Raw genomic sequence first — 14,553 nt, 5'->3', positions numbered from 1 at the left:
AGCATCCTTTTCATGCCTTCCGAACAAGACCTTTCAGCCGACGTTGTCATTGTAGGCTCCGGCGTTGCGGGTAGCTCCATTGCCAACGAACTGGCGCGTGCCGGTATTTCCGTCATCGTGCTGGAGGCGGGGCCGCGTGTCGACCGTCAGCATTTTGTCGAAAACTTCCGCAATCTGGAAAACAAGCCGTCGTATCAGGGGCCGTTTCCGTCCGTGCCATGGGCAATCCACCCGCCCAACCAGATGACGCCAAACGATTACCTGCATACAACCGGGCCGGATGCCGAAGCCTATCAGCAGGTCTATCTGCGCATGATGGGCGGCACGACATGGCATTGGGCGGGCTGTGCATGGCGTTACCTGCCATCGGATTTCGAACTGAAAACCCGCTATGGTCAGGGCCGGGACTGGGCAGTCAAATACGAGGATCTGGAACCGTTCTACTATCAGGCCGAGGTCATGATGGGCGTCTGTGGTCCTGACCCGGCAGTCGAGGATCTGGGCTCCCCCCGTCGACAGCCCTACCCCATGGAAGCGCTGCCCATTTCCTACGCGGCACAGCAGTTCCGCAAGCTCGTCAGCGAAAAGACGCCCTATCGCGTGGTCCATGAACCGCAGGCGCGCAATACCCGCCCCTACGATAACCGCCCCACCTGTGAGGGGCATAACAACTGCATGCCGATCTGTCCCATCGGGGCCATGTATAATGGCAGCTATTCGGTCTATCATGCCGAAGCGGCGGGCGCGCATTTCGTGCCCAATGCCGTAGTCTATAAAATTGAACGCGACAGCGCGAACAAGCGTGTCACGGCCGTGCATTATTATGACCCGGACAAGGGATCGCATCGCGTAACCGGCAAATACTTCGTCATTGCCGCGCACTGCATCGAAACTGCGAAGCTTCTGCTTGTTTCCGCCGATGAGCAGAGTCCGGACGGCATCGCCAACAGTTCAGGTCATGTGGGCCGGAACATGATGGACCATACCGGTGTGCAGGTAACGTTCATCAGCGGCGACAAGGCCCTGTGGCCCGGTCGTGGCCCACTGGAAACCAACGTGATCGACAATTTCCGCGATGGGACATGGCGTAACGAACGCGGTGCCTATCTCGTTCACATGGTCGATGACAATCAGGTGGACCTTGCTACATCCCTTGCCATTTCCAAGGGGTATGTCGGGCGGGAACTGGAAGAACAGATCCGCTACCTTGCGTCCCATACCGTGCGGCTGTTCAGCCATAACGAAGGGCTGGCCGATCCGGACAACCGCCTGACGCTGAGCCAGACGCATAAGGATGTCCTCGGCATTCCGCATCCGGAAGTCTATTACAAGCTGCCGGAATATACGGTCAAAAGCTGCGAGCATACCCGTGGCCTGTTCCGGGAACTTATTGGCCTCATGCATGGCACGGATGAGCAGTGGACGCCCGGCTACTTCCCGCAGGACCATCCCGCAGGCAGCACCATCATGGGAACCGACCCCAGGGATTCCGTGGTGGATGGCTTCTGCCGCACGCATGACCATGAAAACCTGTTTATCGCGAGTTCCGCCGTCTTCTCTTCGGTCGGAACCGGTAATATCACCCTGACGGTCGCAGCGCTTGCCCTGCGCGTGGCCGACACGCTTAAAAAAGAACTCGCCCATGCCTGACCTAGCCCGCAAGATCCTGTGCTCGGTCCTGACCGCGGGGACTGCTCTCGCCACCCTGTCCATGGCGCCGGCCCGGGCGGATGAACCCTCCGCCGAGCTTCTGGCCCGTGGTGAATATGTTGCCACGGCAGGGGACTGTATCGCCTGCCACACCCGGCCGGGCGGAAAGCCGTTTGCCGGTGGCCTGAGCATGACCACGCCCATGGGAAACGTGATTTCCACCAACATCACGCCAGATCCTGACCACGGTATCGGCAAATATACCGAGCAGGAATTCGAACAGAGCGTGCGTCATGGCATCCGCCGTGATGGTAGCCGTCTCTATCCGGCCATGCCCTATGTCTCCTATTCCGGTATGACGGATGAGGATGTCAAAGCGCTGTATGCGTGGCTGATGCATGATGTGAAGCCCGTGGCGGAAATACCGCCAGCGACGGAACTCAATTTCCCGGCCAACCTGCGCATCACCATGGCGGTCTGGAACCTTGTCGCAGGCAGTACAACGCCGGAGACAGGGGATTCCGCCACTTTCGACAAGCTGCGCCGGGGGCGGTATCTGGCTCACGCGCTTGAGCATTGCGGCACGTGCCACACGCCCCGCAACATGATGCTGACCGAGAAGGAGGGCAGCTACCTTGCCGGTGCGTCCCTGCTCGGGTGGTACGCGCCTGACATTACGCCCAGCAAAACGGGCGGTATCGGTAACTGGACCGAGGATAATCTTGTCGCCTACCTGCGCACAGGTCATGTCAACGGCCTGAGCCAGGCTGCGGGCCCGATGGGCGAGGTGGTGGAACATAGCACCAGTCACCTGACCGATGCCGACCTGCACGCTCTGGCCGCCTACATCCTTCAGGTTCCGGCCATGGATGACGATGTGGACCATACCCCGCGTGAGCAGTTCGGTCAGGTTCTGAACACGCCGGATATACGCACCGGCGAACTGACCCGTATCGACAGGCTTGACGAAATGGACGGGCAGCATGTCTATGACGCCAACTGCGCTGCCTGCCATGGGGATAACGGCGCGGGCACTGATGACCATTATGCGCCCTCCCTGTTCCATAATGGCGTTGTCGGTTCGGCCCGTCCGGACAACCTGATCATGACGGTGCTGCATGGGGTGGACCGGACGGCAGGGAACGAGCATGCCTTCATGCCCGGCTTTGACCAGAAGTCCGATGTGCAGCGGTTGAGCAATGCGGAAATCGCCAGTGTGGTCAATTACGTCATGACTACCTTCGGTAGTGGCAACCATAACGTAACAGCGGAACAGGTTGGCACCATGCGCAGTGGCGAGGCGACAAAGGTGCCGTAAACCGGCAGGGAGGCCATATCTGTTTTTGGACCGGGTGCGCCGGGATTATACAGGAGCGCGCCCGGTCCGTATGGATGGCTATCGCCTTACGGACGGTTATATCCGATCAAAGATTTTACCCCAGAATATACGGCTTGGGGTCCGGGTATTTATGTATCCTGACTGTCCAGTCGGTAATATCTGAAAAGATGGGAAGAAAAGTGGATCACCATATTGGGTGTTGTTCTGAAATAATGAATTGTATATAATTCATGTCATGATATAGAAATTATTCTTTATATTTATAAATAAATATTGTCGATAACGTATTGGTTACAAAATAATAGTCTTATTTCTGGATCATGGGCGCTCCTATCTGAAGTAATCAGAACATCCTGATCCAGAAATCATAAGAAAGTTTTTGGTGAAGCTTTTTTCAAAAAGCTTCGGAAGGCATCGCCTTCTTTCCCTGATACGGCGACAATCCGCCATAATCTCTGACTTTTGGTTCAGGAGTAAACTGGCCAAAAAAAAGGGCGCTTCGCAGGAAGCGCCCCCTTTCTCTACTTTCTGGCCTGTTGATCCCGACTATGCCCCCGATTGACCCTTTACGGTAATCAACCGGGGACACCTCCCGTTCCGGGTGTCGGGATTCAGGAACCCTGCCAGATCAGAACGGTGCGTCGATATCCACCACGTCAATCAGCTTGTGGTTGACGAATTCCTTGATGCCAAGCCCGATCAGTTCGCGGCCATAACCGGAACGTGCCACACCGCCGAAGGGCAGGTCAGCCTTCACCATGGTCGGGTGGTTTACGTAAACCATGCCGGTATAGATCTGTTCCGCCACCTTCACGCCGCGCTTGGTGTCCTTCGTAAAGACGGAACCACCCAGACCGAAGGGCGAATCATTGGCGATACGGATTGCATCGGCCTCATCCTTCGCACGGTAAAGCTGCGTGACGGGACCAAAGAACTCCCACAGGCGCGCTTCATTGTCCTTGTGCAGGTTGGTCATGAGCATCGGGCGGAAGAAGGCACCCTTTTCAGGTACCGGTGCGCCGATGGTCTCGACAACCGCACCGTGCTTCTTGGCTTCCTCAACCTGCGCCATCAGTTCGTCCGCGGCCTTCTGGGAAGAAAGCGGCGCCAGCGTGGTGGCGGGGTCCATCGGGTCGCCAGCCTTCAGTTCGGCCACGCCCTTTTTGTACAGTTCGACAAATTTGTCGTAGATCGCATCCACCACGATCAGGCGCTTGGCCGATACGCAAACCTGTCCGGCGTTCCAGTGGCGACCGAATACGGCCCATTTTACCGTCTTTTCCAGATCGGCATCTTCCAGCACCACGAAGGCGTCGGAACCACCAAGTTCCATCGTGGATTTCTTGAGCGCCTTGGCCGCGATACCGGCAATGATTGCGCCAGCACCTTCCGACCCGGTCAGCGCAACGCCACAGACGCGCGGATCGCTCAGGATCACTTCGGAATGGTGGCGGGCGGTGTACAGGTTGCGGAACGCACCCTTGGGCAGACCGGCTTCCTGCATCAGGCTGTCAAAGGCTGCGGCACACTGCGGCACGTTGGATGCGTGCTTCAGCAGCACCGTATTACCGGCGGAAAGCTGCGGCGCGATGATGCGGGCGATCTGGTAGTAGGGGAAGTTCCAGGGTTCGATCGCGAACACGATCCCCTGCGGCTGGTGGATAAGGACGGCCTCACCTTCTTTCGGGTCGGCAACGGGCAGCTTTTCGGGGGCCAGCAGCTTTTCGGCATGCTGGGCGTAGTATTCAAAGATTTCCGCCGAAAGGATCGTTTCAGCCTTGGCTTCGCTGTAAAGCTTGCCCATTTCCAGCGTCAGCAGGCGGGCATATTTGTCGATATCACGACGCAGGATCTTTGCCGCTTCCGTCATGACCTTCGCGCGTTCGGCAAAGGAAACGTGACGCCATGCCTTGAAGGCCTCGTAAGCGTCCGTAAGGGCGGTCTGGACTTCCTGATCCGTCGCTTCGGGGAAAGTCTTCAGCTTTTCTCCGGTATAGGGGTTGGTCGTTGCATAAGCCATGGGCAAATCTGTTCCTATGTCGTTTCGTCAAGTATATATTTCACGAGCCGCCGTGCAAGAATCGTTTCAGGTATCATCAGCCCCGACAGCGTGCAAAAGCTCATTTAACCGGTACGGACAGACAATTCATCCCCATCGGGAAAAACGCCATTTTCCGCTGTTCTTCTATCCTGATGGCAGGAGAGGGCGGCGGATCATAAAATATTATCCATTTTGGGCTGGAACTCCTGTAGCCCGCGCGGTGTCCGTAGCCTGTCGTTTGTCCGCATGAACTGCGGATGGCGCAGGCAGGTTCTGCAGTGGTGCTGTAGGCCCCCACAAAGGAGGCTGCGTTCCCCACGGGGGTATCTGAATACCATAACCATTCCTCAATCCTGCACGCTGATTGTGGCAGGGATATGAGGTTGCTGTGTGGTCCGGTCGATCGTCTGCAAACCAGTGCTCACATATCATCACCGGAATAGCGGCATGCGTCAGGATGCCCCTTAAACCGGAATGAACCGGACTTGCTCTGATGCGCACTGGGGCGCCGGGTAGGATAGGGTGCATGTTCCCGAGTAGGGGTAACGTCGTCAAATCATAGGTGTGGACGGAAAGGCATGTCGGACACAGTGGTCGCGCTCCTGTCTTCGATCCAGCCGGTAGTGTCAAAAGCGGCCAGATCGCCGCTGCCTGTCACACCATACGATAACTTCCTTAAGACCGTGCGCGGACTGCATGGCGGATGGGGAGGGCTGGTGGCCTCATTCGCAGAAGGGATGGGGTGCCCGTGCTGCATCACGCTCGCGTGGTGGAAGACTTATCGTTTCAGGACGCCATGACATCCTTCTGCCGCCTGGATGGAGGATCGGCAGTAGCGAATGCCATGTCTCCCTCAGAGAGCGCCTGCTCCGGCATTGAGGGGTTGCGATGCGTCCACGCCGTTTCGCTGCCCATCACCTGTTTCACTCATCGGCGAGAAGGGACTTGGGATAGGTTGCTGCCAGGATGGAAATTAAATTATCGCACGCGATGATAATAGAAATGGGAAGATACCCCTGCGCCATCCTGTTACCGCCAGAGGGGATGACAAAAATTTCACGCGTTTACTGCATTGCGATTTATTCTCATTCCTGATTATGATGAGGGGACGTTATATGGGTGAGATGGATAAATGTTTGTCTGCTCCTGCAATATGCTGACTGACCGAGATATCGAGGCCGCCGCACGTAACGGCGCCATAAGGCCCAAGGAAGTCTATGAAGCCAAAGGATGCCGTGCCCAGTGTGGCAACTGCGTGCCTGGCGTGGTGTGTATCCTGCGGCAGATGATCGCCCAGCGGCGCACGGTCATGCCCGAGATGGCATCACATCTGCAGCCGACCTGACCACCGTGTATTCCCGGCCATAACCGGGAATGGATGTGTTTTCCGGGGCTTTGATGTCCAGCCGGGGACTGCCACGGCTCTCAGAACGCAGGTCGCAGATTTATCGATGCCTGCGCTGTTTCGATGAATTTCTGATACGGCGGTTGCCGGATTATCTTCCGGTCCCGTTATTGCGGGCGCGGAGCGTAATTTGCTGCGTCGGACCCCGAACATGCCGCTGTCGCGTGCCGTCCTGAACCGGCGCGGGTTCGGTGACGATGAACATCACCCTTTATAAAATCCATACCGGTGAGCCGACCCATAAAAAACGGCATCCTTCGCAGGATGCCGTTATGATTTATGCGGCTGGCAGGCGACCCCGCAGCCTGTCTTGATGTTTATCTCATCGGGGGTGCTGAAAGCAGCATACCTACCGTTGCACACCCTGCCGGTGCTGGAGGGTGGAAGGCGATGCCCCCAGGGCCAGACGGATCGCCATGGCCATTGTAAACGTCACCGCCAGATTGATGCCCAGTGCCAGCAGCCCCGTGGAGACGGAGGCCGAAAAGCCTGCAAACGCGACAGGGTGAACAGGCTTCAGGCCATCCATCCAGCATAGGCCCAGCCCGATGAGCGACCCCGCAACCCATCCGGTAATCAGCGCACGGGCGGGCAGGCGCACGGGCAGCAGTCCTACGATGAGGGCCGGGAAGGTCTGCAGGATAATGACGCCACCAAGCAGTTGCAGGTCGATGGCGAATTTTGCGTTCAGGAACACAACGCAACCCAGCGCCCCCACCTTGACCCCGAACCCGGCAAGCCGCGAACCCGTGACCGATTCAGCCCGCCGGGGCAGGATGTTGTGCATGATAAGGTTGGCCGCCCCGATCGCCATGACGGAAGCAGGCACCAGCGCACCCACCGCAATGGCGGCAAAACAGAACCCCGCGAACCATGATGGGAAGATGGCCAGAAAAAGCTGTGGAACCACCTGTGACGAGGAGGTGGTCACGATCCCCGCTGCATGCGCCATAAGTCCCAGTAGCGCAATCAGGCCCAGAACAATGGTGTAGGCGGGCAGGAAGACCGCATTCTGCCGGATGGTATCGGCGGATTTCGCGGCAAGGATGCCGGTAAGCGTGTGTGGATACAGAAAAGCCGCGAAGGCGGAGGACAGGGCAAGCGTGGCATAGGGCATGATCTGCCCCTGTGGCAGGATATGGCCATCAGGTGTGTCGGGCAGGTGCTGCGCCGCGCTGTGGAACATGGCGCCATAACCGCCCAGATGGATCGGCACGATGATGACCGCGGCCAGCACCGCGATGTAGATCATGACATCCTTTATGAAAGCCGTTAGCGCCGGGGCATGCAGTCCGCCCAGCCACGTATAGGCGGCAAGCGAGACGAAGGCGATCAGCAGGGGCAGCATGCCGGTAAAGCCCAGGGCCTCGATGACGGTGCGGATGCCGATAAGCTGCAATGCGATGTAGGGCAGTACGGCAATCAGTCCGCTCAGTGCCACGGCCAGTTCAAGCGTGCGGCTGCCAAAGCGTGCCCGCACGATGTCGGCAGCCGTGGCATGGCCGCCGTCACGCGCGATGGTCCACAGCTTCGGCATGACGGCAAAGATGAACGGATAGACGATGATGGTGTAGGGCAGCGCGAAAAAGCCAAAGCCCCCGGTGGAATAGACCAGTGCGGGCACGGCGATGACCGTGTAGGCGGTATAGAAATCCCCGCCTACCAGAAACCATGTGACCCAGGCGCCGAATTCCCGTCCGCCCAGCCCCCATTCTTCCCCTTCCGTATGGTGGGAAGCGGCCTTGCGACGTGACAGGAACGGCCGCCACAGCCGCACGGTGCTGCCCAGCAGGATTGTTGCGAGGAAACAGACGATAAATACGCCAATGGCGGCGTTGTCGGGCAGTGTCGTGGTGTTCATGACTGCCGTTCCGTTTTCCATGCCGCCCAGATCAGAACGGAGGTTACGGGTACCCACGCGAACTGGTACCAATAAAAAAACGGGAAGCCGAACAGCACCGGGTTACTGTGGTTATAGAGCGGAACCCACAGCAACCCGGCAAAGGGCAGCAGGAGGAGGAGGGCTTTTTTCATATGACCGTACTTCTTGTTTTTCTGGTGTGGCCGGGTGGAATGTTTCTGGAATGTACGGCCGCGTGTCAACATAATTGAGGTAAAAGTAAAGTATTTTATTCCGGAATGGAAAAATAGTTCCGTTATTTCATTTAAACTATTGTGCAGCGCGCAATGATTTTGCTGCATTGCACAATTAATTTCCAGATGAATGCCACCTTTGGCGGTAGTGAAAATGACATAAATAAAATAAATAACTTCAATAAAATAAATTACACAATCTGCCATCCTCTGGAGGAAGCAGCGTGTCTGGTCTTCATGATTTTCAATTAACATAATGTAAACAAACGGTTTTAATTGAGGATCGAAATCCGCGTATGTCGCGCCTCATGCCGCATTGCGGCAACCGCATGCACCCGCACATGAAAAAATAGTGATTGCCCGCGCCCGTCCGTGGCGGTTAAATTCAGCTGCCGGACCTGCCAACAACAACAATATTAAAGCGTGGCTGTCTGTTTTATCCCTGTTCCGGAGCAGGCGTCATTTATGACAGACAGACGTGCGTAGGATCGAACAGACATGACCAAATGGGTTTACAGCTTCGGAGATGGCCTGAACGAAGGGCGCGCGGATATGCGCAACCTTCTGGGCGGCAAGGGTGCCAACCTGGCGGAGATGGCCTCGATCGGCCTGCCCGTACCGCCGGGCTTTACCATTACGACGGAAGTCTGTTCGGCCTTTTATGAAAACGGCCGGAAATATCCCGATGCGCTGGAAGCGCAGGTGACCGAAGCCCTGCATCGGGTCGAGCAGTCGATGGGCCTGCGTTTTGGCGATGCCGAAGCCCCGCTGCTTGTCTCTGTGCGTTCGGGTGCCCGTGTGTCCATGCCGGGCATGATGGATACGGTGCTGAACCTCGGCCTCAATGACGAGACGGTGGAAGGGCTTGCCCGTTCATCGGGTGATGCGCGTTTCGCATGGGACAGCTACCGCCGGTTCATCCAGATGTATGGCTCGGTCGTGATGGGCGTTCCCCATCACCATTTCGAGGACGTGCTGGAGCAGTTCAAGCGTGCCCATGGTGCAGAGGACGATACGGCCATCACGGCGGATCAGTGGCGCACGATCGTTACGGATTACCGCCACCTGATCAGCACCCATGCGGGTACCGATTTCCCTACCGATCCGCATGACCAGTTGTGGGGTGCGATCGGGGCCGTGTTTGGTTCATGGATGAACCCGCGCGCCAATACCTATCGCAAGCTGCACGAGATCCCGGCTTCCTGGGGCACGGCGGTCAATGTGCAGTCCATGGTGTTCGGCAATATGGGCGATGACTGTGCGACGGGTGTCTGTTTTACACGTGATCCTTCCACGGGGGAGAACGTGTTCTATGGGGAATATCTGATCAATGCGCAGGGCGAGGACGTTGTGGCCGGTATCCGCACGCCACAGCCCATGGCCAGCGTGCGCGCCGAAGCCGGGCAGCAGCCGATGGAAACCGTCCTGCCCGAAGCCTACAGTGAACTCATGCGCGTGCGCTCGGTGCTGGAAACACATTATAAGGACATGCAGGACATCGAATTTACCGTCCAGCGTAATGTCCTGTACATTCTCCAGACCCGTAACGGCAAACGTACTGCCGCCGCCGCGCTAAAAATCGCCATCGACATGGCGCGCGAGGGCCTGATCACGCAGGAAGACGCCATCCGGCGCGTGCCCGCGTCCTCGCTTGACCAGCTCCTGCATCCTACCCTCGACCCCAGGGCCGAGCGCGTGCAACTGACCCGTGGCCTGCCGGCATCGCCCGGTGCGGCGGCTGGCGCGGTCGTTTTCTCGGCGGAGGAATGCGAAGCCCGCGCGGCGAAGGGGGAGGACGTGATCCTCGTCCGCATCGAAACCTCGCCGGAGGATGTACACGGCATGCACGCGGCGCGGGGTGTGCTGACAACCCGTGGTGGCATGACATCACACGCTGCGGTTGTGGCCCGTGGCATGGGGCGCGTATGCGTGGCCGGTGCCGGTGGCATCCATGTGGACTACGCCGCAGGCACGCTGAGTGTTGGCGCCCACACCGTGGCGCAGGGTGAGTGGATCACGCTCGATGGTGGCACGGGCGCGGTCTATCTGGGGCGCGTGCCGACCATCCCGCCGACCCTGTCGGATGATTTCAACACGCTTATGGGCTGGGCGGATGCGGTGCGCCGCCTTGGCGTGCGCGCCAATGCCGAAACACCGGAAGATGCCTGTACCGCGCGGCGTTTCGGGGCGGAAGGGATCGGACTGGCGCGGACCGAACACATGTTCTTCGGTCCCGACCGTATCGGCTTCGTGCGCCAGATGATCATCGCCGATGCCGAGGACGTGCGCCAGAAGGCCATTGCTGCCCTGCTGCCGTTCCAGCGCGAGGATTTTGCCAGCCTGTTCCGCATCATGGCGGGGCTGCCGGTTACGGTGCGCCTGCTTGATCCGCCGCTGCATGAATTCCTGCCGCATGCCGAAGCTGAAATTGCGGAAGTGGCGCAGGGGCTGGGCAAGACGGCGGAAGAAGTGCGCGCCCGCTGCGCGGCACTGGCTGAAACCAACCCGATGCTGGGTCACCGTGGCTGCCGCCTTGGCCTGACCAGCCCGGAAATCTACGCCATGCAGGTACGCGCCCTGATTCAGGCCGCCGTGATGGTGGAAAAGGAGACGGGCAAGCCCATCCGCCCGGAAATCATGATCCCGCTGGTGGCAACGCAGGCGGAACTTGCCGTCACCCGTCGCGCGGCGGAAGACGAGATCGCAAAGGTGCTGAAGGAAGAGGGGACAAACCTCAATTATGACATCGGCACCATGATCGAACTGCCGCGCGCCGCAATCCAGGCAGACCGGATTGCGGAATATGCGGATTTCTTCTCGTTCGGCACGAATGACCTGACGCAGACCACATTCGGCCTGTCGCGTGATGATGCAGGCTCCTTCCTGCCATATTACGTCGATCATGGCCTGCTGCCGCGCGATCCGTTCGTGTCCATTGACCGCGACGGGGTCGGTGCGCTGGTCCGCCTTGGCGTGGAGCGTGGACGCCAGACCAGCCCCGACCTGAAGCTGGGCATCTGCGGTGAACATGGCGGTGATCCGGACTCGATCGCGTTCTTCGACGAAGTGGGTCTGGATTATGTCTCCTGCTCCCCCTTCCGCGTGCCGGTGGCCCGTCTTGCCGCGGCACAGGCGGCACTGGCCACGCGGCAGCGGGTTGCCTCCTCCGCCGCGTGAAACGGCCTGTTGGTCTTAAACGCTGTGAAAAGGACGTCCCGGTTTTATGCCGGGGCGTCCGGTCAGGCAGAATCTAATGAGTGAGCCGCCGATTATCCTGCATCTTGTATCCGAGGCGACAGGGCAGGCGCTCGAAGCCGTTATGCGTGCCTGTGGCGCGCAGTTTCAGGACGCCGAATTTTCCCCCCGTAGCTGGAACCTGATCCGTACCCGCGTACAGGTGGCGCGCGTGCTGGCGGGGATCGAGGCGGAACCGGGACCTGTCCTGTCCTCCCTTACTTCCCCAGATCTTCAGGTCATGCTGCGTGAGGGGTGTGCGCGCGTCGGGGTGGAGGTCAAGAACATTCTTGATGGCACCATTCATTTTCTGGAACAGCAGACCGGTATCGTGGCGGAACGTCACCCCGGCGGCCAGTATGTGATGGATAACAGCTACCGGCGGCGCATTGATGCGATGCAGTACGTCATTTCGCATGATGACGGGCAGAAAACCACGGATCTTTCAAAAGCGGACGTGGTGCTTGTGGGTGTTTCGCGTACATCCAAAACTCCCACGTGTTTCTATCTGGCCAACCGGGGTATCCGGGCGGCCAATATCCCGCTGGTGCCGCATGCGCCGCTGCCGGCCGGACTTGAGGATTTCAGGGGGCTGGTCGTAGGGCTTACGATCGATCCGCATACACTGCTTGAAATCCGTCGTTCCCGCGTGGGCATGATGCTGCCGGGGCGGTCCATTGTCGCGCCCGGCATGTCCGAAACCTCGGTCAAACCCTATATCGATCCTGAAAACGTGCATGAGGAACTGCATTGGGCGCGCCGTCTGTGCGCCCGGCATAAATGGCCGGTCATCAACGTGACGCATCGATCGGTGGAAGAAACCTCAGCAGCCATTATCGATATGCTTGAACATGACGGCGCTCCGCGCAAAGTGGCGGAACCTGATATATAAGGGGCCGTAAGCCGCTGGTGCGGCCATGGTCGCCAAACCGGATGATGGGGTTTTACATCGTCGGTTCCCTCTCTCACGCTCCTGGACGTAGATGGAATCCGGGCCAGCCTACATGTTCAAACATGGCTTTCTGATCAGAACTCCTGTCGTATGACTCCTGCGCCGCGTAGGGGCCATGGGCCGCTGGTGCGTGCGTGGCGCGTGAAGGTCGCAGTTTCTGAAGTCCTGTCCGCAACTGGTGTTTGGAGCAGGGGAAAGACATGCGACAGGTTTAAGGCTGATATGTTCTTTTATGGTTCTTGATGAGAATGAAAGTCTGATCATAAGTAAATAAATAATATAAAAACAGTAATGATATTATATATTAAATATATAATAATAAGTTTTTTCGATATATCCGATACATGCACTTTATATAAAATACATGAATAGGCGGTCTGTGCTTTCGTATGGTGGACATACGGGGTCAGAATTGTACGATATGATTAAAGGATTACTTATCCAGAAAATTTTCATATCCGGGTCCATAGAGCTGAACTATGTCCAAGACTGATCTCAAGCTGCTGATCATCCAGCCGTCGCATTACAAATCCAAGACTGACAGAACGATTTTCAAGACGAAGCGACGACAGATGGTGCCCCTTGCGCTGCCCTATCTCGCGGCGCTGACGCCGCGCGAATGGACGGTCACCCTGCTTGATGAGCAGCTTGAGGATATCGATTTTGACGTTCCGGTCGATGTCGTGGCGCTGACGGCGTGGACCCTGCATTCCCCCCGGGCCTATGACATCGCGGCTGAATTCCGCAGGCGCGGCGTGAAGGTCATCATGGGCGGTCCGCATGTCTTTTTCTATGCCGATGAAGCCGCCGAACACTGCGATGCAGTAGGCGTGGGTGAGGCCGAACCCATCTGGCGGACCATGCTGGAAGATGCGGCGGCCGACCGGCTGCAGAAAATCTATCGTGCCGCGCCGCTGAAGGAACTCAATGACCTGCCACCGCCCCGTTATGATCTGCTGGACCTGAAGAAGTTCGGCCCTTTTCGTACATTTGCGGTGCAGTCCTCACGCGGGTGTCCGTTCGTGTGCGATTTCTGTTCGGAACGGTTTTATCTGGGCGGCCGCTATCGCTGGCGGCCCGTGGACCAGATGGCCTCTGAACTGGAGCGGATAAAGAACAAGGGCAGTCATTTCTTCTTCGGTGAAAGTAATTTTGGCGGCAAGAAAAGCCGTGCGATGGAGCTGATGGAAGGTCTGGTGCCGCTTGGCATCCGCTGGTCCACGTTATGGTCATCCAACCTGTGCCTCGATACCGGCTTTCTTGACCTTGCGCGCCGTAGCGGGGTGATGCACGTCAATATCGGCATCGAGAGTATTGATGCCGAAATGTTGCAGGGCATGAAGAAGGGGTGGAACAAATCCAGCCGCTATGGCGAGATGTTTGAAAACCTGCGCCGACGCGACATCAGTTACTCGCTCAATTTCATCTTCGGCTATGATGACGAACATCCCGATGTATATGCCGCGACCCTTTCCTTTCTTGAAGCGCACAAGGTCCCTGCGGCCTATTTCAATATCCTGACCCCGACAAAGGGCACCGCCCTGTTCGAACGGATGAAGAAAGCGGGCCGGATCATTGATCCCGATGACATTGATCGCTGGCCGGGGCAGGTCTGTCACATCTGGCCCAAGAACTGTACGCCGGGCCAGATGGAGCAGCGCATCCAGAACATGTATCGCAAGTTCTACAGCATGCGCTCGATATTCCACCGTCTGCCCTTTCCCCGCACACGTTCGGATATGTCATCGTGGATACTGAACATGACCGAACGGCGCATGGCGTTCTCCTCTACAGGGAACAATGATTTTGATATTTACTGACTCCCCTGCGCGCACCAC

9 protein-coding genes are annotated in these 14,553 nt (G+C 57.8%); 6 read left to right on the top strand and 3 right to left on the bottom strand.

The window, feature by feature from the left end; translation table 11 throughout:
- Positions 1 to 12: 12 nt before the first annotated feature.
- Positions 13 to 1,650: a GMC family oxidoreductase gene (locus CFR79_RS01555; protein WP_102323087.1), complete on the top strand. Its 1,638-nt coding sequence runs from the start codon at positions 13 to 15 to the stop codon at positions 1,648 to 1,650.
- Positions 1,643 to 2,968, top strand: coding sequence for a cytochrome c (locus tag CFR79_RS01550; RefSeq protein WP_110546679.1), 1,326 nt, complete (start codon positions 1,643 to 1,645; stop codon positions 2,966 to 2,968). Before CFR79_RS01555 ends, CFR79_RS01550 begins: the two co-directional genes overlap by 8 nt.
- A 649-nt stretch (positions 2,969 to 3,617) precedes the next feature.
- Here the strand turns inward: CFR79_RS01550 and CFR79_RS01545 are convergent.
- Positions 3,618 to 5,009 (bottom strand): NAD-dependent succinate-semialdehyde dehydrogenase, encoded by a 1,392-nt coding sequence (locus CFR79_RS01545; RefSeq protein WP_102323089.1) that lies wholly within the window; start codon positions 5,007 to 5,009, stop codon positions 3,618 to 3,620.
- A gap of 1,153 nt (positions 5,010 to 6,162) precedes the next feature.
- On the opposite strand from CFR79_RS01545, the gene CFR79_RS01540 reads away from it, so the two are divergent.
- Positions 6,163 to 6,375, top strand: coding sequence for a (2Fe-2S)-binding protein (locus CFR79_RS01540; protein WP_165927293.1), 213 nt, complete (start codon positions 6,163 to 6,165; stop codon positions 6,373 to 6,375).
- A gap of 409 nt (positions 6,376 to 6,784) precedes the next feature.
- Here the strand turns inward: CFR79_RS01540 and CFR79_RS01535 are convergent, their stop codons facing one another.
- Both CFR79_RS01535 and CFR79_RS01530 read right to left on the bottom strand, forming a co-directional pair.
- A complete protein-coding gene (locus tag CFR79_RS01535) occupies positions 6,785 to 8,296 on the bottom strand; it encodes a sodium:solute symporter family protein (protein WP_110546677.1) in 1,512 nt (503 codons plus the stop codon).
- The gene (locus CFR79_RS01530) at positions 8,293 to 8,469 is read right to left on the bottom strand and encodes a DUF3311 domain-containing protein (RefSeq protein WP_110546754.1); all 177 of its coding nucleotides are present in this window, start codon (positions 8,467 to 8,469) and stop codon (positions 8,293 to 8,295) included. Before CFR79_RS01530 ends, CFR79_RS01535 begins: the two co-directional genes overlap by 4 nt.
- A 558-nt stretch (positions 8,470 to 9,027) precedes the next feature.
- Between CFR79_RS01530 and ppdK the strand changes: the two genes are divergently transcribed.
- The 3 genes from ppdK (at position 9,028) to CFR79_RS01515 (ending at position 14,535) form a co-directional block, all read left to right on the top strand.
- Positions 9,028 to 11,706 carry a pyruvate, phosphate dikinase gene (gene ppdK / locus CFR79_RS01525; protein WP_110546675.1) on the top strand — a complete coding sequence of 893 codons (2,679 nt, stop codon included), beginning with the start codon at positions 9,028 to 9,030 and terminating at the stop codon, positions 11,704 to 11,706.
- Between the two features lie 76 nt (positions 11,707 to 11,782).
- Positions 11,783 to 12,655 (top strand): pyruvate, water dikinase regulatory protein, encoded by an 873-nt coding sequence (locus CFR79_RS01520; protein WP_102323092.1) that lies wholly within the window; start codon positions 11,783 to 11,785, stop codon positions 12,653 to 12,655.
- A gap of 539 nt (positions 12,656 to 13,194) precedes the next feature.
- Entirely contained in the window at positions 13,195 to 14,535 is a 1,341-nt protein-coding gene (locus tag CFR79_RS01515; RefSeq protein WP_110546673.1) for a B12-binding domain-containing radical SAM protein, read from the top strand.
- The last annotated feature ends 18 nt before the right edge of the window (positions 14,536 to 14,553 follow it).

The organism is Komagataeibacter saccharivorans (genome assembly GCF_003207825.1).
GTDB lineage: Bacteria > Pseudomonadota > Alphaproteobacteria > Acetobacterales > Acetobacteraceae > Komagataeibacter > Komagataeibacter saccharivorans.
This window is presented reverse-complemented; position numbering and strand designations above follow the sequence as displayed.